The 23,028-nt window shown below is 42.2% G+C and carries 11 protein-coding genes; all 11 read right to left on the bottom strand.

Features of this window, described 5'->3' with window-relative positions:
- Positions 1-9: 9 nt before the first annotated feature.
- The 11 genes from L4C37_RS13105 to L4C37_RS13055 all read right to left on the bottom strand — a co-directional run bounded on the left by L4C37_RS13105 (position 10) and on the right by L4C37_RS13055 (position 22,913).
- Positions 10-630, bottom strand: a complete 621-nt coding sequence (locus tag L4C37_RS13105) for a hypothetical protein (RefSeq protein ID WP_429768853.1) — start codon at positions 628-630, stop codon at positions 10-12.
- A 14-nt stretch (positions 631-644) separates the two neighbouring features.
- Complete coding sequence (locus L4C37_RS13100) at positions 645-1,736, bottom strand: ComEC/Rec2 family competence protein (protein ID WP_429768852.1); 1,092 nt, start codon at positions 1,734-1,736, stop codon at positions 645-647.
- Positions 1,737-1,947: 211 nt separating this feature from the next.
- Positions 1,948-2,331 carry a hypothetical protein gene (locus L4C37_RS13095; RefSeq protein WP_429768851.1) on the bottom strand — a complete coding sequence of 128 codons (384 nt, stop codon included), beginning with the start codon at positions 2,329-2,331 and terminating at the stop codon, positions 1,948-1,950.
- A 301-nt stretch (positions 2,332-2,632) separates the two neighbouring features.
- Entirely contained in the window at positions 2,633-3,523 is an 891-nt protein-coding gene (locus L4C37_RS13090) for a hypothetical protein (RefSeq protein WP_429768850.1), read from the bottom strand.
- Complete coding sequence (locus tag L4C37_RS13085) at positions 3,523-4,989, bottom strand: DUF3696 domain-containing protein (protein ID WP_429768849.1); 1,467 nt, start codon at positions 4,987-4,989, stop codon at positions 3,523-3,525. Before L4C37_RS13085 ends, L4C37_RS13090 begins: the two co-directional genes overlap by 1 nt.
- A gap of 26 nt (positions 4,990-5,015) precedes the next feature.
- Complete coding sequence (locus L4C37_RS13080) at positions 5,016-11,360, bottom strand: DEAD/DEAH box helicase (RefSeq protein ID WP_429768848.1); 6,345 nt, start codon at positions 11,358-11,360, stop codon at positions 5,016-5,018.
- A complete protein-coding gene (locus tag L4C37_RS13075) occupies positions 11,361-14,669 on the bottom strand; it encodes an STY4851/ECs_5259 family protein (protein WP_368085592.1) in 3,309 nt (1,102 codons plus the stop codon).
- A gap of 372 nt (positions 14,670-15,041) precedes the next feature.
- A complete protein-coding gene (locus tag L4C37_RS13070; RefSeq protein WP_429768847.1) occupies positions 15,042-16,151 on the bottom strand; it encodes a restriction endonuclease subunit S in 1,110 nt (369 codons plus the stop codon).
- Positions 16,148-17,743: a type I restriction-modification system subunit M gene (locus L4C37_RS13065; RefSeq protein WP_429768846.1), complete on the bottom strand. Its 1,596-nt coding sequence runs from the start codon at positions 17,741-17,743 to the stop codon at positions 16,148-16,150. The genes L4C37_RS13070 and L4C37_RS13065 overlap by 4 nt, the downstream gene beginning before the upstream one ends.
- 171 nt (positions 17,744-17,914) lie before the next feature.
- A complete protein-coding gene (locus L4C37_RS13060; protein ID WP_429768845.1) occupies positions 17,915-21,352 on the bottom strand; it encodes a DEAD/DEAH box helicase family protein in 3,438 nt (1,145 codons plus the stop codon).
- Positions 21,353-21,428: 76 nt separating this feature from the next.
- Complete coding sequence (locus tag L4C37_RS13055) at positions 21,429-22,913, bottom strand: sigma-54 interaction domain-containing protein (protein WP_429768844.1); 1,485 nt, start codon at positions 22,911-22,913, stop codon at positions 21,429-21,431.
- Positions 22,914-23,028: the final 115 nt, after the last annotated feature.

Below are 23,028 nucleotides of genomic sequence, written 5' to 3'. Positions count from 1 at the left end.
ATCTGACCACTATATTAAGTCACTTAAGCTTATTGCTACGGCTGTTGTGACGAGTCTGTTCCCCGCGTTTCTTGCTGCGATTGAAAAGCCTGCGATCGCTACCACAAACACCCACAAAGATTGATAACTTACTTCTAAAAGATACTCGCCCAAGAATTGCTTCGCGACCAGCAAGGCAAAGGCACTGACAAAAGATACAGCCGCCGCATCCCTATACAACAAATACGCTCTGTGAGTTGAAGCCACTTCGTCCTGCTTATTGGATGGACGATAAAACTCTTTGTACCAATGACTGTTCTGCTCACTATTATTTTGCTTCAACAAATCATACTCGGACACGCAGGCCTTTAGGAGCACAGTGTCAATACGTCGATCTTTCTCTGATAACTGTATAAAGCGATGCCCAGGTAACACATTGCTCCATCGCCAAAATACCAAGACGCTCTTGACTTCAGCCGGTATGAGGTGGCTAAGCCACCCCGAAATCGCACCTATCGCTAACATCGCTCCACCGGTGTCTTTTAGTATATTGACATAACTGATATCAAAAGAACTTTGATTAACAAGTGATATCACGGTGAACTGAAGAACCATCAATACCGAGAGCGGGACAATGTTATTGGCTTTCATCGACATGCCCACCATTATGCCACCTCTTCTTCATAGTCGAAGTGATATGGCTCAGGATTCATACTGTTCCATCCATCACGACCAGGAGCATTATAATGGTGACAAATATCGGAGCCTCTCGTCGCTAGTGCTTTGACACCTCGGTGAGTAAAAGCATTCATAACCGCTTTTCGTGGGTGCTTAGGCTCACCATTTTTAGCAGTAGAGGCAATCGCCGTAATATTTCGAGACGAACCTTGCCCGATAGGCTCTCCAACCAAACGATTTAAAACTGTCGGCCCGATGTTACGCTTACTGCCATGATGTGGGATCTGCATAAATCGAAGCTCTGCTCCGCTCGTACACTGATCGATTTGATCTGCCGCGTAATCCAAAGCCTGAATGCCCGCATCCCCAGTAAAAACAGAGCGCCTTCCCTCAACGACCAATTGGGTGATTACACTTAAGTTGTTCTTCGCCGATGTGACTCCGTCATCATCAATCTGGTCTTCACCCCAAATGGCAAAGAAACGACTAATAGATGCGGGCACTTTGTCAAAAAAGCTTTCTAATGCATTCGTTGCAATGGCTTTTTCCGGCATGCCATCGAAATCAGGAGTGAGGGATTCGTAGTATTCAACAGAAGGACCAAGAACCTTAACACCACCTCCTGTGTCCGTTAAACCCGTAAAAGGTTCACGTACAGTAACCGCTTTCGATTCAGCCAACTGAACCAATGACCAAGCTTTTTCGAGGTTTTGCTTAAGGCGATCCCCTAAGCTATTGTCCGTCACGCGTCCATCTTTGAATTTATCAGCAAGCCCTTGATTATGTAGCCACGGTTGATGAATCCAAAGTTCTTTTACTTCGAGTTCATTGAGGACGGTTTCCAAACCGTTGATATGGTCTTGATCAGCGTGAGTATTAATGACCAAATCCACTTTGGAAGTGCCGAAACAAGTGGTGATGTGATCAATAATCTTTGAACCTGTACTTTGAAAACCACCATCAATCACAACTACCGTTTGCTCGTCACGATGACCGTGTAGATTACCGTAGCGAAGTGCGATTGCATCACCACTCTTAGACTCTTCACCAACACCTAAAAAATCAATTTCGTAACCCATAACTTTTTCCTTTTTCTATGAAAGTTAAGAGTTACTAATCAACTAGCATGCCACATTATAACGTATTGTTTTTATTGGAATTGCCTTGAGATGTGAAGATATGAACTGTAAGGGTATTTACCTATAGTAAATATTATTACCTTCAGATGAGTCAATAAAACTAACTCGCCCCTAAACAGAACTACATTACTCATGTCATCAGAGGGTGGGGTTACTTTCGTGACTTGTTGGGCATAGTCGAGCACCCGCTCGATCGGGATAAAGAATTGATATAGCTAGAAATTTCAAGCGCCAGCATTTGGCTCAATCGATCGAGATTCCTATCATCCAAGGTTTGCGTGACCCACTGTGCAGCGTCAGCAATATGGCCGTTAACACTCAGATCGGTGTTTTTTATCCAGTTCGGTGTGAGCTCAATGTCATTGAGCTTTGATAGCAACATGGCAATGTCATAACGGCGGATTAAGCCCTTATCTTTCAAGGCATAAGTTTCCAAGGAGTAGCTTTCCAAAGCTTCAACGAAGGCAAATTGCCACTCAATTTTTAGCCTTTCGGCGAGCTCATCTGGAGTGAAAAATAGGCCATTGAGTGGCATAAAAAAGTGAAGCGACTGCTAGCTTCACAGGCGATTATGGTTTTATCTACGGATTGGCAACGGTTTTCAATCAGGTGTACCTGCCAGCTTATAGTAGCGGCATCCGAGCTTAGTTTATTGACTCCTGGTTGTTTGCCCGCTTCTACTGATAAGCGCGGGAAATCGTTTTTAAGCCATTTGTTAAGAGCATTAGTAGCGCTGAGTTGTAAATGCATAATTAAATCCATAGCTAGAGAGCAGGATTAATATTTAATTAATCCTGCCACATGTATCGCATCAAGTTACAGACCCCAATTGTTCATTAGGGATGCGAGGACCAAACACCTCTCACAAGAGCAAAATCTTCATATTGAAGAGACGTGTTGTAAGAATTTGCTTTCGCTTGAAGCAAATCGTTGGGCATCGGAGTTATATCTGTGAGCTCTTGACGTTGATCTCTATCACTTGGTTCTGCAAACCCCCTGTCGTAGATCAAACCACCCTTGGCTGTGAATAAACCTCTAGAATGTAAAAAACCCGAACCATCATCATCTGCGCAATACCAGTACAACTTAATGTTCCCAGGCATAACAGCTTTTAGTTCCATTAGAGCTTGTTCTGTTTGCCCCCAAGCTGGTTTTCCGTCTTCTTCTGAAAAAATATGAAACTCTACTTCAGCCTTTTTACATAACTTCATAAGTTCAAGCAGCGTTTTACGATAACCCGACTTAGTAACACAAATAAATGGGTCGTAAATAGTAACTTTCTCCGCACCGAGTAAAAGTGCAGTAGCTGCTTGAGCTAGAGACAATGCATCTCGAGGAAATTGAGAGTTGTAGTTAAAGTCGGGGTCTTCTAACTCAGTAATCGAAGAAACAAAAACAGGTAACTGAGTAAATGATTGATCGACTAATCTATGAAACGGCACATTTCCATGGCTTTCTGTAGCTGCATTTACCCAACTACCTTCTTCATACGTTCGAGTAAACGCAACTGTCTTATTATTTTTGAAAGTTCTAAGTCGCTCTGTTGCTTTATCCAGCGAAGTTCCATTGTGCGTCTGCCTTAATTGGTCAGAGACATCTCTAAACCAAGCTTTCGGAAAACCAGACAACACAGCCCCACGGTCAAACCCTAGTCGCGCATCCAACAGAGCCAAGTCGGCCAAAGAGTTGACTTCAGTAGGCGCAACTGCAAATTCCAAATGTAGCATCAGAATAGCTCCTCTCTTCTTTCTTCAAAGAAGCCATTTGGCCAAGGTGCATCAAACTCACCCTCGTCAGTTGTTTTGATTGGAATTAAACGAGTTTTACCCTCGGATTGCTCGCAGAAAACTATCTGTACATCACTTTTCTTACAACCAAACGGTTCGTATTCGATCTCTTCATCTGCGGTTTGGCGGCGACGTTTTAACAGCCTCAATAGCAAATGTTCGCTGTGGGTCTCAACTAAAAACATACGGTCAGGGTTTTTCTTAGTTGCCTCTAGCATCATGTCCCCTAAAGCCAACTGCCATTTAGGATGAATATGCAGTTCGGGTTGCTCGCACGATACGATAAGGTCTTGTTCAAGTGATGTGGCAACAACGAATGGGAATACTTGAGAAACGCCAACACCTACGCTTGATGGCAATAAATGTATGTTTGTGTGCGAGTCTTTGAGGATAACGGTTTTCTCAATCAAGCTTGCTTCACCGTGATTAGGTGCTTCAAAACAATAATTGGTGCCAAAGAAATCATTGTTTGTAAATTTCTCATTGGTCTTAGCTTTAACACTTTCATTCGAGTAAGCGAACGTCTCCCAACCCGCAGTCCCATCATACCAACGTTGTGGACTGGTTTTACTGTTTAACACTATCGAACGATTTGGCACAACACGTAGTGGCCCGATATGAATGAAGTCTTCTAGCTTTTTCACCAACAATTTCATGGGCGCTAATATCGCTTGAGAAGATGTAGCTTCTGCAAATAACTTTGCAGCTAAAGGATGATCAGGAAAAACTTTATTCCAAGAGAATGGAGCATTAGATAGATCTAGACGAGCATAGATATTAGGTAATGCGTCCTGACCTTTCAGGAACATTTCTTCCCATTCTCCCGAATCAAATAAGTTGTTTAATGAGAACGATTCATCTACTTCCCAATGAGGTAACGGTTGATAATGAGTGATGCTACTTTGCTGTTTACCTGGTTGCGATTCTATACGACATAACTCATTGCCTTTACTGTTACACTCATAACGGCTGACGAATGTCTTCTGTTTAAGGTGATCCCATCTAATATCTAATTCGAAATTAAATTCATCCGCTTCTGAATCAGGAGTAAAGCCTAAATCAGATTCGAGTAACCAACGCTCAGAATCAGACAAGTACTCATCCCAAATATCCGATGCACCATCCCTAAAATCAAGAGTGGCACCTATAGTAATAGTGCCATTTAAGTCTTTGCCATGAACTAGGTTTTGAAATCCACCAAAATAGAGGGCCTCGCCCGCTATTGAACTATGTTGAGCATCAAAGTTCCGCTTCGCGACTACTTCGTACAAATATAACAACGCATGCAAAACAGTACTTTTACCCGTACTGTTCGCACCAAAGAAAAGCGTGATAGGTGCCAACGGAATGACAGCCTTTGTCTTTATTCCCTTAAACCCACCAACAGTCAGTGACGTTATTTTCATATTTTACCTTTTAACATTTGAAATGCTTACAACACGTTAACTGCAATCCAAGTAGACCAACTGGCACTATTAGACACCTTCGCCAATTTATAAACCTCAATTAGCCTCTTTATCTGATCGTGTGTATCTCTCATGAAATCAAATCGATGCATCCCGCCAGCGAGATCTAAACGCCAATATCCAAAACCTTGATCTAGAGTTACTTCAACGATATCACCAGTAGAAAAATGCAATTGTATTGCTCTTCGGTGCGGTACTTCGCGTTTATTATCAATTATGTTGGTATTTACTTTTTTGCCGGCCATATGAGTCAACCACGCATTAAATATAGCGTCATAATCGTAGCGATCGTTCCAATCATGATTAACAGCAAATGGATTTCTATTTTGTTCATCAAAGCAGCTGTTGACTTCTATTTGGCAATCCGATGTTTCTCCTAGTACTTTGAGAACCTCAGCTAACAACAACAAAGAAACGGGACTTTGGAGATACCTATCAGAATATGAAATACTTTTCAACTCACCTTCTTTAAGCAGCTTTGCTAATCGCTCATCCTTACTTTTCAATAGCTTAATAAAGCCACTACCGAAGTTTGATAGCGGTCCATTTAGTTCAGTCGTGAGATCAACATGAACAGCTCCTAACAAGTGAGTTGGCTCCATGGAGTCTAATTCGAAAGGAGTTGTCGCTATTTCTGGTTCACTATAAGAAATAATGGAAATATCTTCCGCTGTAAGCCAATACTCTCCAGGGGTGGTTGCTTTAATATCAAGGTTAGCTAATGTTGACCAACCGCTACTAGTTAAGCCTTGAAAAACAATCGCCCCACACTCTTTTCCATACCTAAGTTGAACCCCGATTTTTTGTATTTCCCTTAAAAAACTCAGAATTTCTTCAGTAAAATCAACTTTCGGGACGACTATTGAAACAGCTATATTCTTCGCCAATAGTTCATGCAATTTCGATTTCATCAAGACAAGAGATGTATCCCAACCTTCGACTTCAGAAGAAAGAACAAACAAACATTCCGATACTTTCTCATTGAGTAAATCGGTTAGTTGCGCCTCAATAGTTTGAGGGCAGTATTTTCCATCATTGATAAGGTTTTGGTGTTTAGTAGCAAGTGATACGTAGTGCTTAAAATCATCTCCTAACCATTCTATTGCTAACATGCGATCGAGTTTATCGGTATCGTGTCTCGAATCCGACTCTAAAAGACATTCAGGACAAAACGCGTCACAATGCTTCCTACAATCAAGCTTTCCAACTAATCCATTTAATATCTTAGAGATATGAAATGGCGCGGAAGTCGAAAATCCGGCACCGCCGCCCACGCTGTCGAACAGTTGTAGCACTAATGCGTGTTGATTCTCACCAATAACTGTTGGCCTAACGCTATACTGAACCTCATTGGTAGACACTCCAAGTTGTTCGATTAAACACTTTCGTAATGCCACAGCTAATGTAGTCGCTACTTTCCGACCCTGCTCATTATCAGGTATGTATTCACCCGTTTTGGGGTTTTTAATCACCAGCTCAAATACATCGGTTCGAGAGTTAATACCTAAATGAATTGAAGACATTATCTTGGCTGACCCATCACAATCAGCGTGTCGACCTACTTCATCTTTATCGAACTTACTAGGACGCGGGGGCTTATGTGTTTTTTCAAAGTTAAGCGCATTTGGCAACTCACCTTTCGCTGTCATCGACTCTGCGCGGCCACAAGCCATACACAACGCGTATCCTTTACCGGACAACCCAGAACTATGATGGAAGACCTTTCCATTAGTATCCGCCACCATATAACCAAGTGCAGGCATGGGTAATGGTGTCGCTGTACCGGATGCAATAACCCAAGAAGGTTGTACTGGAACATAATTATTATTCGAAATATTATTTGTTGGCTCTCGATAATAATCAGTGACAAAACCTGTAGGTTGAATCACTTTTTTTCGACAGTCTATTTTACTTGGGTCTTTTTCATCATTTTTTGGAATGACTTGTCCACAAGCGATATTGGTACACACGAGAGAATTTGAATCAGATTGTATTTCCAGATCCGTTTCGTAACCTGTCTGACCACAACCAGGGCAACGCCAAGCTAAGTCAAATTTCTGTGAATCCTTCGCGCCATCAACGTGAATTTTCTGCCAGTTAAGAGAAATGCCTGCCGCCCGATGTACTCGCCCATCAAGAACTATTTCTGAACCTGGGGCATATTCTCGAATTGCAACAGCTAGATTTCGGCTTGGTAACCCTCGATTGATAGAAACATTATCCTCTCGATCAAGTTTGCTTAGATTCCTAAATTGAAGCTGCCTTCTAAAATCGACGATATTATCGGTATCCAAGTTTACGACATCAGTAGGGAATCCATATCCAGGCAAAAACGCCCTTGTCGCTAAATCCCGTAGTAAGTACTCTCTACATAAACGGGACTTTTCACTATTTAGCTTAAAAGCGTAAGGTCCATCTGGATCAACACCGACCAATTCATTTTCTATGTATTGATACTCTTTTAGCCAACGCGTGGTTATTTCCTCTATTTTCTTTGCCGAGCGCTTACAGATTTGTGTCAAAGGAATTTTTTTCAACTCAGTACCTTCAATTAAAGTAGATAAAGCTGATTCAAATCTCTTATCACACGTTTTTAGCCAATTAATATAACGTTCTGCTATAGATTTTTCACCGTTAAGCTTCGCATTAAACCACTCAAGATCTAAGTTAAATTTCTCTTTATTCGTTAATCCAACCTCTTCAATTAAGAAGCGTCCCATCAAAAATGAATTCACATGGCGCTGCACCAATTTCTCAGACGAAAATTCAACATGAGGAGCTGGTATAACGGTAGTAAATGGCCATTTCGGGTTATTAAAAACCAACGTATCATGCGGGTTACTTTTACACAGCGTATAACTTATCGCTCTAGATTCTTTAGATCGACCAGCGCGACCTGCTCGCTGAAGATAGTTCGCAGGGTGTGGCGGCACATTGTTCATCACTACCGCTGTAATACCTCCGATGTCAACGCCCATTTCCATTGTTGTTGAGCAATTGAGGACATTTTTCCTGCCAACTTTAAACTCATCCTCATAGATTTTAAGTCGCTCAGCGGATTGTTGCGCAGAGTGTTCTGCTGAAGCATAGTAAAAACCACCCTCTACTGTTCGGTCATTAATGTCCGTCCACAAATTCTGCTCTCTAAGTGATCTCACTTCCGATGATTTTTCAATATCCTTGCGCGTTAGAATCAATGAAAGTAAGAAGTCGTCACTTCCTTCAAAAGCCCATACCGCGGGAAGTTTCACTTTTTCACATAGGTTGCTATCTAACTGGCCTTTAAACGGAATATAAGGAGTGATCCCTTTAAACGTAGTGTCCAACAGCTTGTTCGTAATCGGGCATATATAAGCCGAATTCATCAAAGAAAAGCTGACATTAGTCAGGTTCAAACTATATTGTTTGTCTGCTGTTGAATCTTGTAAAATTTTTGATCCAGTTAATGCATTCCATGCAGAAATCAACCAACCATTAACCGTGTCTTCCCCTAATGTACTCGTAATATCAATTCCTGTGGCAACAATGAGCAGAGTGATTATACGTTGTTGACGTTTACTGCCTTTTCGCACTAACGGCCAACTCTTCGCTCTGTTTTCATCGACATCACTAGCATCTGGCCCTAATAATGTTTTAGGTGAAAAGTGCATACCGATCCAACGAATCCATTCACGGTCAATGGTTATATAAGAGTTTTCGCGGACAAAGAAATCCAAACAAACTTTAAGGTAATCACGCCAATCTTTTACCGTTAGGCCGTAATTCTCCCAAAGCTCCGGAACAACATCGATTTTATCCAATCCTGGGTAGACTATTTTGACCAACCCCTGAGTCTCTAGACTGTTTCTATTTTTTGGTCGTCTCGCAAACTCTCTCGTCAATAGCATTTGAGTGAGTCGCAAAGGTCCTGTCGAGTCATCGAAAATTTCTGGCGATAGCCGCTTGTTCTCTTTTAACATCGACTCTTTTAGATCGTTATCTTGCTTAATAGCAGCTGCCAATTCAGACCAAGGGATCGTTTGAGGCAAAGGTATAGCAACCGAACTACTGACAACATCAATATATTCTTTTAGTGCCTTTGCATCTTCAGGCATGGATTGTTCGATGGATGGCAACATGACTCGTAATTTGTCGATAGGCATACTCAAGTAGTCCTTTACGCTGTCGAGTAACGCCTCATCTATAACGACTTTCTCTTCAACATGCCTGCGAAGCTCCTTAAATACTAAACCTCGCAATCGAGAGCGCTCTGCTTCTTGCTGCATTCGAATGGACATTTTTGCCGTTCCTTGTCGGCTATCGGTAAAAGTAATTAACCGACGCCCTCGACCCGGGACAGAGTTAGGGCCTATTTTGGATTCTTTATCGACTTCAATATCCGGACAGTATTCTAATACTGTTGGTACCGCATTTGCTGTGTAAAATGGTGCACCCAACAACCCTCTTCGCAACGCTTTACTGTACTGACCTCTACCTGAGTAACCACATTCGCAACATTGTTGTGATTCATTCATCGACTTTGATAAGTGAATTGAACTGTTCTCCACAAACTCTTCATGACCTGCATTATCAAAACCTGTTAGTAGGTAATCATCATTCTGCTTTGATCCAATAACGACTTGAGTATCACTTGCCGTTGTCTTTTTGGAAAACTGATCTGAGCGCTCCTCATCTACCTCTTTTTCTTCTTCATCAAGTAGCGAAAATTCATCGCTTATTTTCCCAGTCCTTTGTTGCAATTGACGATCTTGGTCTATGGCTAATAGGTGTGGTTCATTACAATCATTGCAAAATGCCAATTCAAGTACTGCAGATCCACAATGACATTTCTGACGATGTTCACTATAAACAAGACCAAATGGCCATGCGCCATTCAGTTTAGACTGTTTCTTATTCGCACAGTTTGGGTCAATACAGCACCACAAACCATGCAATGTGCGCTGAAAATAGTGAGCTCTAAGCTTTAAAAATGCCTCACTGCTATGAAACTGCTTGGTTCCGGTACAGATATCTAGCCATCGGCATAATTCTGCTTCGTTTAAATCATAAGGTTGTAATTTATCAAGCAATTCAGCGTAATGTACCGGACCTATATTGTCTCCAGCTAACAACTCTCGTATTCTAACGGCTAGTTTGGAACTCGCTAAAGCAGAGTATCGACGCTCTGATACTTCCGAGTTTTGACTTAGCTTCTTCTCTTTAGGTTGTTCACCTTCTGGATCTATCGCTTCTATTTCACTGATGGTTAGGCTTGCTGGTGTTACTTTGGGTAAGCCCGGAACAACGCGTCTCCCCCCAATGACGGCTACCTGCTCTACGCCGACATTAGCTAGCCTAGCGAGGTATTGTTTGAGTTGCGTTTCTGCTTCAGCGCCCGCAATTGTTGCGGACGTAGCAATAAATCGAATATCCTCTGGCTTAACATCAAAAGCTTGCATCACACGTCTTAGCTGCAAAGCAAGTTCAGCGGCTTGGGAACCAATATACGTATGCGCTTCATCTAATACGATCCAACGCAGCTTGCCCTGCGATTGCTGGATAATGGGAGCATCTGCTTGCCTCACCAACATATACTCCAACATGGTTCCGTTGGTGACCAAAATAGGAGCCGGGTTGTCTCGCATCAACTTTCTCGAAAGCACTTCCTGAGGCTGATTTTTTTGCCTTTGCCTATCTTGAGCTTTAAGGTCATTAGGCGTATTACCGTTATACAGACAAAAACGAATATCACCGTTAAAGTGTGTCGTCCAAGCATTCAGTCGTTCTTTCTGCGAGTTTATTAACGCATTCAAAGGGTACAAAAATAGCGCTCTCACCCCGGTTAGCGAACTGTTGGTCTGTTGTGTTTCTCGATACAAATCTTCGAGAACTGGTACCATGAAACACTCTGTTTTACCCGAACCTGTACCACTGGTGATAATTTGGGATTGGGGGCGAGGGTCAAGCAAACCTCTCCATGCTTCTAGTTGATGTTTGTACGGCTTTATCTCTCGATTCAGAACATACTTACACTTGCAGCTACTGTCTCTTTTACACCCCTCTTTATGCGGTGCGACATCTAGCGCGTCTAGTAGCTCTGGGCTGAGTAGGTTGTTATATTCAGGGGTAGAAAGGTCTTCTATCGTTATTTCGTCTGCTTCCCAAGAGAACATTTGCTCAAACACCGGACCGTGAACAAATTTTTCATCCGTTTCCATTCTCTCGCTTAAATGGTTTCTAAGCGCCGGGTTATTGATACCCAAAATACTTAAAGTTGACTCTTTTGCTCGGCTATTAGCTTGTTGTTTTAGCGTGGAAAAATATTGCTTCATTTAAGCTTCCTCTTGGGAAAATACGCACAATGCACTCTGAAATACGGGGTTAAACCAATGACGGTCAAACTCGACAATCTGTCGTAGATGGAAATAGTCTATGGGATAAAGTGACGGTGACAATTCTTCCAGTTGCACTTTTCCACACGCCACTGCAGCGGCAAAAATAGGGAAATAAAGCACACTTTTATGTGAACTTCGGTTTACTTCAAAATGAATAAGCGATTCGCAATGTTTCTGGCACCATGTTTCTAAGTCATAGCCAAACGCTTTAGGCCATTCACGGTCAGACAAGTGAACTCGCATCAAGTCCTGGCTCCATTTCGGTAGAAAGTATTGAAACACAGCTGGTAGATTGGTCTTTTGTTGAATAAATTGATCGTCAATTAATGCTCGGCACTGCTTTTCAAACAATGGGGTAAATTCAGAAAGAGTTTCTAGCTTGCTCTTAACTTTGTTATCCACCACTTTTTCAGGCAGCCCTATATCTAGCAACATCTGGCGATACTTAACAGTATGTGACCGCCAAATACTCAGCGGTATAAGCTCCCAAATAACATTGAACTCAACTTTCAAACGTTCCATTAATTGAGCGGGGTTATCGGCTTTAAACGCAAGAGCCGATAAGCAAGTAGTATTCGTCACTATTGCCTTCCACACTTCAAAGGTCGCCATCGGAAGATGCGAGTAATTAGCAAACAAATCGTTGATAAATCGCCAGCTACTGTGATTAAAGTCATTCGCTAACATTGGGAGCACATCGGCTATCGCGTTTGGGTTAGTTACTGGATGAAATAACGCAACCGCCTTATTTAAAGTTTTAACATCACTAGAATGTTCAATAGGCTCACGACTTGGAATAAACTTCGCGCGAAAAGCCAACTGAGTCTTGTTTGAAGGAACGATTAACGCTGGCTGAGATAATTTTGTATTTAGCTCGAATACGCCTGTCGCTACGCCATTGGAATATCTTTGTTGAAGGGCATGCGGTTTTTCTGCTGGGTCAGCCAAATTAATCAATTCTGGCTTAATAATGAGCTCTTTTTCCAGTTTTACATTAAAGCTCACAGTGTCATTTAGCTGTTGAGCTTCTGTGGCATATCGTCCAATGATCGTTTGTTGTTCTCTACAACCCGACCCTCCAATAACCATTCGGATTTCATCATCAAGTTCACCAGATGCTGCCAATAGTTCGCGAATTCGATGGCGAAACTCATATAAGCTGACCTCTAGCACCTTATCTGCAACCTTGTACTCCCAATAATAAGACGCATCACGAGACCTCGTCGGCCCTTTCAATTCAATATGATAACTTGCCGCTACATCTACACGCGGGAAAAACTGAATACGTGCACCTAATAAATCATCGATGGTGATACGATTGGCTAGACCGTTACCATGTTTGTCAAAGGTTAACGCTCCTGAGGCTGGAAAAGGTACCCGTACTTTTATCGGGTCAGCCATCAAGTTAGCACTGATAGAGAGAATAATATCCGCTGGCGGTGACCCTTCAGCTGTCACCGTTATTCTCTTGCCACCTTCTATATTGGTTTGTTTATAGGAGACCTGTTCGCCTTCTATGGATACAAATAAGTTCCTTTCACAATGAAGATCGACAAAACCACTATTAGCCTGCTTAGACGGCTTAAGTTCAATGCCGAATGATTGCGGAAGAATAGCGAGGCGTTTACGAAGCATTGTTCGATTACCACTCGCCTTTAAACGTACTGATTGGATACCAAACAAGCCAGCTTGATGCGTTTCTCCTAGTGGTTTATTACCTAACCATAATTCTGTATGCGCTTCTTGACTGGTAATGGTTGGCAACCCCAGATAGATAGGTTGTCCAGTACTTGAGTAATATTGTAATTTGACACCTCGAACGCTCACTTGCTCTGCTAAGACTGCAGACTGTCGCGTTGATATTACATAAGTATCATGCTCATCATCTTCAGTATAATAATCAACCTTAATTTCCCCACTAAAGTGGACAAACTGGCAGTGTTCTGTCGTTACTGATGTGCACAATTCTGGAAACTCGGCAGTGTACGTCGAACCTTTTGATAAGATAGCTTTCAGTTGATCTGCTTTAACATTTACACTTCCTTGTCCAACGACCCAATCATGTTCACCGTCTGACTTAAGCACAATGGGCATCTCATTCATAGCGAGATCAGAATTAGCGATTTCTTCACGATGAAGCTCAACACCGGCTTGCAATACGACTAAGTACAGATCTTGCTCTATAGCTTGGCGACGAAATTCACAAGCAGGAGTTCGTAAAATAACCTTCGTCGTTTCTCCTTCAAAGGTTGTATGACCAATGCCTAGCTCTGCAATTACTCTATTGCCTTCTTGTATAAATAACTCAACTCGACTGTTAATCAATGCTTCGCGTTTAAAAGGCATAGGTATCGCCTTCATCAATTTAATTTGAGCAACAAAGCCCAAATCATCATTGTTCGAAAGCCTTTGCCTGCAAATAATTCGTTTTGTTTGTTGTGATTTATCTTTTCGCTGAACGGAGGCTGAAGTCAGCAAGCCAGTGAGAAATTCACTTCCGGTGTCTACATCAAGCGGGATTGGAAATAGATCTCGCCAATTGGGTAATTGGGTGTCTAAATGATTGGCTGGTTGCTCTTGTTGTTGCAGGTTGTATTCGTCAGTTAAACGCAGCAATAGCTCCGCCATATTAGTGATTAGATCAACCGTCGTTTCTTGTCTAAATGCCTCAGGTAAATGTTCAAGGCCCTCCGACACTAACTGAAAAGGCGATTGACCAAATTCCTGAGCGTCGTCAAAAACCCTAAGAATACGTTTAAAGATTGTTTGGAAACGGCCGCCTTCACTCGCTAGCAGCCCATAGGGCAAACCGCCCTCTCGAAATACTGAACCAAGAAAACTATGCCTTTCATCGTTATATTGGCTAACCGTACGCTGCCAATATTTAAAACCTGTTTTTATTACTTTACTACGTTGGTTAGCATCTAACTCAAACTCTAAGCTGCTTGATATACCACTCCAGCTCCATCCACCTTGATATTGACGTCGATACCATTCAGCACTAAAAAGGCAAAAAGCGGCACACCAGCTACTATCTCCGTGCAACCTTGTTGGCAATTTTTGTTTTTTTAAACTGGTTCGTAAGTGATGATATTCGGATTCTGATAGCTGATAGGTAAAGAGCGGCTGACCTGTTGGCTGAGATAGTTCTCGCTTCGTCAAAATGGCTCGTAGGCAACCATTAACCGAAGTAGAGCCGAGTATCGCACTTGTAGGTTCAAGTGCGCTGGGGGACGTAGTATCCATTAATAACCTAACCTTATTTACTTAACCTTAACTGTAAGCCGGCCAAATACTTCGCACTTAGCCATTTTTATACAAGCCAATGCATTGCAACAAACATCCCGATTAGTAACAAGTTGATTTATCAAGGAATAAGTCGGTAATCACACTTTAACTTTGGAAGTTAAATTACCAAGGTGTAATTAATTTTACGGTTAAGTTTAGAGGAAAGGGGTTATTTGAATAACCACTGATATGATAGGAATAATTGGGATCTCAACTTGACTTTTATGCCTTTGAAACCACCAACTATAAGGGATGTTATTTACCAATATTTAAAAAGAGAGGACCTAATCTTCGTTCAAAAAAAGAGGCATCCGAAGATACCTCTGAAATTTATAGTTGGCCAGAGAAAGCACTTTGGGAAAGAGAGTTGAATAACTCTATACAACAGCCTGTCACCGTATTATTTTTTAGCGCGGTACTTTCATACACCGTGACGATGTCAACAAATCGATCTTGCAGGTGTTTAGGTGGATGCAATATTGGAAATTGTTTTACTATTGTTCCGTTAAGATTTGGTTGTCCACCACCTTGCCCCAATGAACGCAGCGTTTCGTACGAAAGCTTCAAATAGTAATATAGATATGACATGTTTATACTGTTTGAAGGAGCTAGCACAGCACATGCTTGATTGGTAGCGGCTTCCACTCCAAGGATACCTACTTTTCCACGTGTCTTACCTTGCCCGTACATCGCAACAACTATTGCCCCTCTCGGGTTAAGCTTACAGCTTGTGTCTCTAACGGCTAATTCGGTTATTTTCTCTTCGGTATCTTTGATAACATAGCCGTCAACCTCTGTTGTCTTAACCCACGGTATTGAACCTTGGAAGTAATCTTCTCTCTTTCTTGAAGGTGTTGAGCCTGACGAAACATTACAAAAATCACTTATAGTTTTAACATCCCACTTCTTCGGATTCGTCACCGGATCACCAAACATATCCAAAAACACGCTGCGTAAGAACTCGTCGGCAAGGTCAATGGCTTGTTTGCGTTTCTGGCGAATAGCATCGGCTTTATCCAAAATGGCAGCGATGCGTTTTTGTTCACTAGGGCACGGTACAGGTAATAAAACCCTACCCAAAATTTCCATCGTAATATATTTTGTATTGGTTCCTTTAGAGCTAGCTTTTAAAAGTTCTAGCTGAGCTTGCAACGCATACTTAAAATATGGATATGAATGGCTGTCTGATTTGAGTGAAAGAACGTAGGTTCGTTGGTAAGCGTTAAACTTACCGTGATAGTATTTTACATCATATTGACCCTGAGCATTATTTCCGGCTAATAACAAAGCCTCTTGATCAAAAGCATACTTATCGATGCTTGAAGCTTCTTTCGAACATGTAAAAAACGGATACTCCCCACCATCAACCGCTGCATTAGAATTCAATTTTCCAGTTCTAATATCAAAGCATTCAGTTACGGGAATGTAGTCAACTTTCATAGCATCGACTCCAACTCATTCAAATCAGCCAGAATCTCATTTTCTAAGGCTTTCAGCTTGCCTAAAATCACTTTTGGTTCTTCGTAATTTTCTTGCTCGTACACCACTTTTTTATAGCGGTTGATCGACAGGTCATATTTGTTCGCTTTGATGTCATCTTTCGCAACCAAGAAGGCTTTTTGAGTCTTGTCTGACCACTGATCAGTTGACTCACCTGCCATTACCGCAGCTTGATACGCTTTGTACTGCTTAACCAAGTCTGGCAAGTCGTTGTCTTTGATTGGCGTACGTTTATCGTCAAGTGATTTTCCATCGGCTTGCACGTCGTAGAACCAAACCTTGTCTGTGCTGCCACCTTTGGTGAAGATTAAAATTGCGGTAGACACACCTGCATATGGCTTGAACACACCGCTTGGTAGCGAGATAACAGCTTCTAACTGGTTATCTTCAATTAGGTGTGCACGAAGCGCTTGGTGCGCTTTAGAACTGCCGAATAGAACACCGTCAGGCACAACTGTTGCGCTACGGCCACCGGTCTTAAGCATCCGTTGGATCAGTGCAACAAACAGCAGCTCGGTCTTTTTAGTTTTCACGACTTTTAGAATCGCAGGATCGACGTCTTCTTCATCTAGGCTGCCCTTGAACGGTGGGTTGGCAAGGATGATATCGAAGCCATTTTTAGCCTCATCGGGGAAGCGTTCAATAAAGCTTTGGCTTAATGTATCTTGGTAGTGGATATCCGGCTGTTTTACACCGTGCATCACCAAGTTCATTGCCGCAACACGCAGCATGGTAGAGTCAAAATCAAAGCCGTGGAACATGTCGTAATCGATATGGGCTCGGTTTTCAAGCTTGTCACCTGCGTACAGATAGTTAAAGACCGGATTGCCGTTAATGTCTAATACTGGCTTGCCTTCTTCGTCAAATGCTTGCTCTTTCTCTGTGCCTTCTGGTGAAGAGTATTTCTCTAACAAGTATTCATACGTCGATGAAAGAAAGCCGCCAGTGCCACAAGCAGGGTCACAAATGCGGTGTGTTTCTTCTACATCAAGCATTTCGATCATGGCTCGAATGATATGGCGCGGTGTACGGAACTGACCGTTAATACCTGCGGTGGTCAATTTTGAAAGTAGGTACTCGTACAAATCGCCTTTTACGTCTTTGTTCTCTAAAGGAAGGTCACTGACCAATTCAACCGCTTTGACTAACAAAGATTGCTTTTGGATCATCAGCTGAGCGTCTTTCATGAACTCAGCAAACAAGGTGTCATCGCTGGTCAGCTCTTTAAAGAAGGGAAATAGCTCGTCTTTAACCAATGGGTAAAGCTTTTCCGCACCTAAGTGACGAAAGTTTTCCCAGCGGATATGTTGCTTATCCTTCTCTTTATCTTCGCTCATAGGAAAACGACGAGTGAATGGCTTACCAGTACGAGCGCTACGCTTCTCATCGTTACGTTCATTCATGTCTAACATACGGGCGTACATCAGGTAAGTAATTTGCTCAACGACGGTTAAAGGGTTGGTGATACCACCGGTCCAGAACTCTTCCCATAGCTTATCGATTTGGCTTTTTAGTGCACCTGATGTAATCATTATTCATTCTCTTAGTTTTTCGCTTGACTGCTTGCTTAATTCTTCGGCAAAGCTAGTTCGGGAGCAACCAACGGCGTATTCAGAGCCTTAATTCAAGGCCCTCATTCAAGGTAGTAGCCGCTGGTTTTTTAATGGTTGTAGTGTAATCAGCTTACTGGCTTAACCAAAGGGCTAATTCACTGCTTTCTCGACGCTTGATTGTTTATTACCCAAATGCACGCTAAAGCGGCGAACAAACTGTTCAACTATGTCTGCTTGCGCAGGGTTAGGGAACACGCCTTCCAAGCCTGCATCATCAACCTGATTAAATGGTGCTTCATAAAGATCGTCTATGTCCACACAGCCGTGTTTACAAAGGTGGTTCTTGAGCATGCCAATAAAACGCTGTTGCCTTGCACTCAGGTGTGTATGGACTTGTTGAACGAACGCAGTAAATTCATGCTCAATTTGAGGTTCATCCATCCCTACTATCGTTCGCAGGATTTGATCCAACTCTGCTGTTGATTCAGGGAAGAACTCTTTAAGTGTATGTAAATCCACATTTGGGTTTTGTGTATGCACCAGTGCATTCAGTGTTAATAAGTCAGCTTCTGTTACCGCTTGCCCGCCACGTATTTTCTGTAGCACAGTGTTAGATTCAAACAGTGGCGTAAGTGTCTTTTCAACTTCTTGACGATAGATCTCGTAATCTACAGTGATAATGTCGGTTTTAATTTCTTGCGTTTCATAGAGTGTTGGATCTTCTTGCAAGTCAATAATGGGCGTTGTCGGTGCAGGTGGTGCTACGCCTTTATCGCGTAAATGGATAACCGTACGTAAGTTATGACGACACGCTTCTACCGCAAAATAATCGGCATCACTCAAATAGTTGGGTTGTTGAATCTGCTTAATCGTGGCCGCTTTGCTACGCACTTCGTTTAGATGCATCGACAGACTGGTAACTTTATCCAATATTGGCGGCACTTCTAACTCGACTTTACTCGGCTGCCGCAGTTTGGTGAGTTGCAGTTGTAAGAGTTGCAGATCTAAACGCAGCGCTTCACTTTCACCGGTGGTCTTCTTCCACTGCATCAGAGGCGCCATTTCATCAAAGAGTAACGCTTTAGTATCTGGCGCCATCTGCATTAAACGTTTTTCTTCACTCAGCTGTGCTTTTAGTTTCCATTTCTCGCGTACCGCGATGGTTTGAACGTTTAGAGAGTCAATGTCTGCCTTAATCTGCGGTATAACGTCAGCAAAGATTTCCATCTCTGCTTTTTTAAGCGCTTCAACGGCCAGCACTAATTTGGCTTCAAATACTTTTTGCGCCAAAGATTTACTTTGCGTTCCTTCATCCTCGTCTGGGTTCATTTTGAAATGCTCAAAGTTGCCCCAGTGGTCGAAGATGAGGAAGTGCTTTTTATCTAACCCTGGCCCATATAAGTTTTCACATAAACGTGTACCACGCCCTACCATTTGCCAAAATTTCACTTTTGATTTTATAGGCTTAGCAAAGACCAAGTTAACACATTCAGGTACATCTATACCGGTGTCTAACATATCAACTGAGACGGCGATGGTAACCTCATCATCGTTACCTTCGACACTTTTGAAATTGTCGATAAGCTCTTCTGCTCTCTCATATTTTGAGTGAATAACTCGGCAAAAATTTCCACCCATATCTGGGTACATTTCACTAAACAACTCAGCTAGCAGTTCGGCATGGGCTATGTTTCTTGCAAAGATAATCGATTTACCAGGAAGTTGGTCATCCACATCTTTTAAACCCTTTTCCATTAGGTTGCGGATGATTGCTCGATTGGTATCTTTATTGAATATGGCTTTATCAACCTGCTTCGCATCGAAATCCAGAGTGTTTGGATCAATACCTTGGTCTTCTAGTTCTGCAATCTGCTCATCCGTCAGTTCGCTTGCCTTAATACCGTCACGTAAGAATTGAGTTGTGTGAGTCACGACTTTGAATGGAACTAAATTTTTCTCTTCAATCGCTTGTTCAAGTGGGTAGTTCGCCGTAGGCATTTTGTAGTCACAGCCGAACAACTGACTGGTTGAGCGCGAAATCATCTCAACAGGTGTCGCGGTTAAACCTACTTGTAATGCATCGAAATATTTGAATAGCTCGCCGTACTTGTTGTAAATCGAACGATGCGATTCATCAGCAACAATTAGGTCAAAGTGACCAACATCATACTCTTCATAATTTTGGATCATGCCCGGATAGGTCGCGATAACAATACGCGCTTTTGAAGCTAGTTCTTTCTTACTTTTACCTTTGATGAATAACGGCTCTTTAGTGTGTTCATTAAACGCATTACCTGCCTGTTTACGTAGCTCTTTTCGGTCACATAAGAACAGAATACGTTTCGCCCAACCTGCATCTAACAAGCGCTTAGCTAAAGCAATAGAGACTCGCGTTTTACCTGTCCCGGTTGCCTGTACAATAAGGGCCTTTCGATGCTTGTCTGAAAAGCGCTCACAAATACGGCTGATGCTTTCCATTTGATATAAACGACCCGCAACTTTTGTATCAATGGGTGTGCTGTTTAAATCTTTCTTTATTTCTCGTTGAAGAATCAGATACTGAAGACTGTCTTTTGAGTAGTAGCCAAAAATTAACCTAGGAGCGTAACCTTGAGCATCATCCCAAATATAGATTTCATAGCCGTTAGTGTAGAAAATGACTGGGCGCTGGCCGGTACTTGCTTCTAGTGCATCTGCATATAACTTTGCTTGCTCACGACCTGCATTAGCATCTTTTCGGGTGCACTTTGCTTCAATAACAGCCAAAGGCTTTCCATTGTCATCCCACAGAACATAGTCGCAAAAACCTTTACCTGTCGCAGTAGGTTGACCGTCGACTTCATACTCTTTTGACACCTGTTCCGTGCTTTCATTATCAAGAGCGACATCCCAACCTTCACTGCGTAATTCAGCATCAATGAGGCGCTTACGAGTTTCCGCTTCATTGAAATCAAAACTGCTTTTTAGCGACAAAGTATTAGTGCGAATTTTATCGGCTTTAACGTGGTCAGTTTGCTGCTTCAGCTGAGCGGCTTGTTTCTGAGCTTCTAACTGCGCTTGCTTTACTTCTTCTAATTCTTTTAGCGCTTTCTTAAGAAGATCGTCATTTTGGTTAAGCTTCTGCTGTAAAAGTTTGTTCTTTCTCTTGAACTCAGCTTTAGACTCTTCACCCGTTGGTGCATTGTCTGGGACAGTAAATTTAGGGCAACCTTTTATATCACCGTCGCCATAGGCCATATAGAGCCAGCAACCAATAAAGTAAGACTCTTTCAACAACCAAATTGAATCATGTTGTGAGACTTTCCCTTCATGGGCAGCCTTGTTGCCCCCCTTGCGGACAGCGTGAAATTTATCAGCAATGGTTTTATCAACAACCGAGGTAAAAGCGCCACTGACGAGTTTGTCGTGCATTGAAGCATTGGGAGCAACAGGTAGGTGAAGTTCTTGGTATAGGTAACCAACAATTTTTTCAACATAACAACGTAGCTTAACGAGAGCACTTTGCGGATCAACAACGGCGTACGTTTCAGCAAAAGCACCAAGTTCAGCTAACTCTGGCCACTGTTCCCTTAAATGTTCAAAATTCATAGACTTCTTCACCTTTCTGTCTCCTAAGATGAGTGATACTTTGCAACGTTTACGCCAATTTCAAACTTGGTTGTTTTTATGATTCTAAATTGAGCGTTTTCAGCCAGTTATTTAGCGTTTGATGATTATTTAAACCTAACGATTTTGCAGCTTTAGATTTGTTTCCAGCAGCATAATCCATCGCAGACTCAATTGCACTTTTCTTTATATTATCAATATGTTGCTGAAGGTCACCAGGAACCCTAAATTCACCATTGTTCGCCGAATTTAGGTCACGACTTATTATCGCAACGTCCAAATCTTGTTTAGTGATCTCTTTACCTTCCGACCATAATACGGCTCGGTTTAATGTGTTCCATAGCTCACGAATATTACCCGGCCAGCTGTATGCTTCTGCAAATTCTATTGCAGACTTGGAAATATTCTTACTCTCAAATAAGGGATGAGTCTTCATCTGCTGGTTTATCTCGATCATCAACTCTTCGATCAGGAAAGGGATCTCTTCTGAACGCGCCCTTAATGAAGGCAACTCAATCACTCCAACGGCTAGCCGATAGAAAAGATCTTCACGAAAAGACTCGTCAGAAACCATTTTAAAAAGGTCACGGTGTGTCGCAGCGATAATCCTCACATCAACACTTTTCGTGGCAACGTCTCCCACCTTTGTAATTTCCTGCTGCTGCAGTGCCCTAAGTAATTTAACTTGAACGGCTAAAGGTAGTTCACCAACTTCATCAAGAAATAATGTTCCACCATTTGCTTGCTCAAATAGACCTGCATGATCTTGGTGTGCCCCTGTAAACGCACCTTTTACATGACCAAACAAAATGGAATCAACCAAATTTTCAGGTAAAGCACCACAGTTAACAGCTTTAAATGGCTTATCAGCACGAAGACTGGCTTTATGAATACCTTTTGCCATCACTTCTTTACCGGTACCACTTTCTCCGAGTAGCAAAGCCGGTAGATCAGCATAAGCCAATCGTTGCGCTTTCTTGATGACGTTCTGCATGACAGTAGATTTGGCCGTAATCGAATCAAAAGCACTATTGAGAGACGGTGTTTTTGAAGCAAGTTGAGCAATAGCTGTTGACGAAGATTTTTGATACTCAGCAGAAAAGTCTACAGGTACATCAACCTCGATTAACTGACCTTGAGGGGTAGTTTGAACTAACTGACATTTCGCAATACTCTTTCCAAGTAGAACAGAAACGACTGTCATTGCAGGCGTACCAGAGGTCAGATTTAGAAAAATACCATCAGCCTGATCAGAGACATAAGCCAGTTGCTTGTGCATGACTTTGGTAATTGCAGTGTAATCAATTGGAGATGACAACCTGATACGTTGAATCTTTACTGAAGTATTGGAACGCCCGGCACAAGCAAGTTTTTTTTCAAGCCACTCTTTGTAATCATGCCATTCATCTTCCCATGTACTAGCCAGAATCACGACATCATCAATTGCTGGCGCTTTTAACGCAATAGTCGCAATTGAAGCTGTTTTATCTAGCTTCATCTGATCCAGGTCTGTTCTTCCAAGCCAGCTAAGCAAGGTTGCCATTCTATCTTCCGTAATTATCTTTACTTATTGATAAATACTTTACAGCAATAGTCCCTTAGTTGATATTCAATTGAGTGAAATGCAGATCCAGATTACACAAAATAGAAACTTGTCT

This window comes from Vibrio kagoshimensis, assembly GCF_050337535.1.
GTDB classification, from domain to species: domain Bacteria; phylum Pseudomonadota; class Gammaproteobacteria; order Enterobacterales; family Vibrionaceae; genus Vibrio; species Vibrio gallaecicus.
The sequence above is the reverse complement of the archived record's forward strand: the minus strand, read 5'-3'. Positions and strand labels throughout refer to the sequence as shown.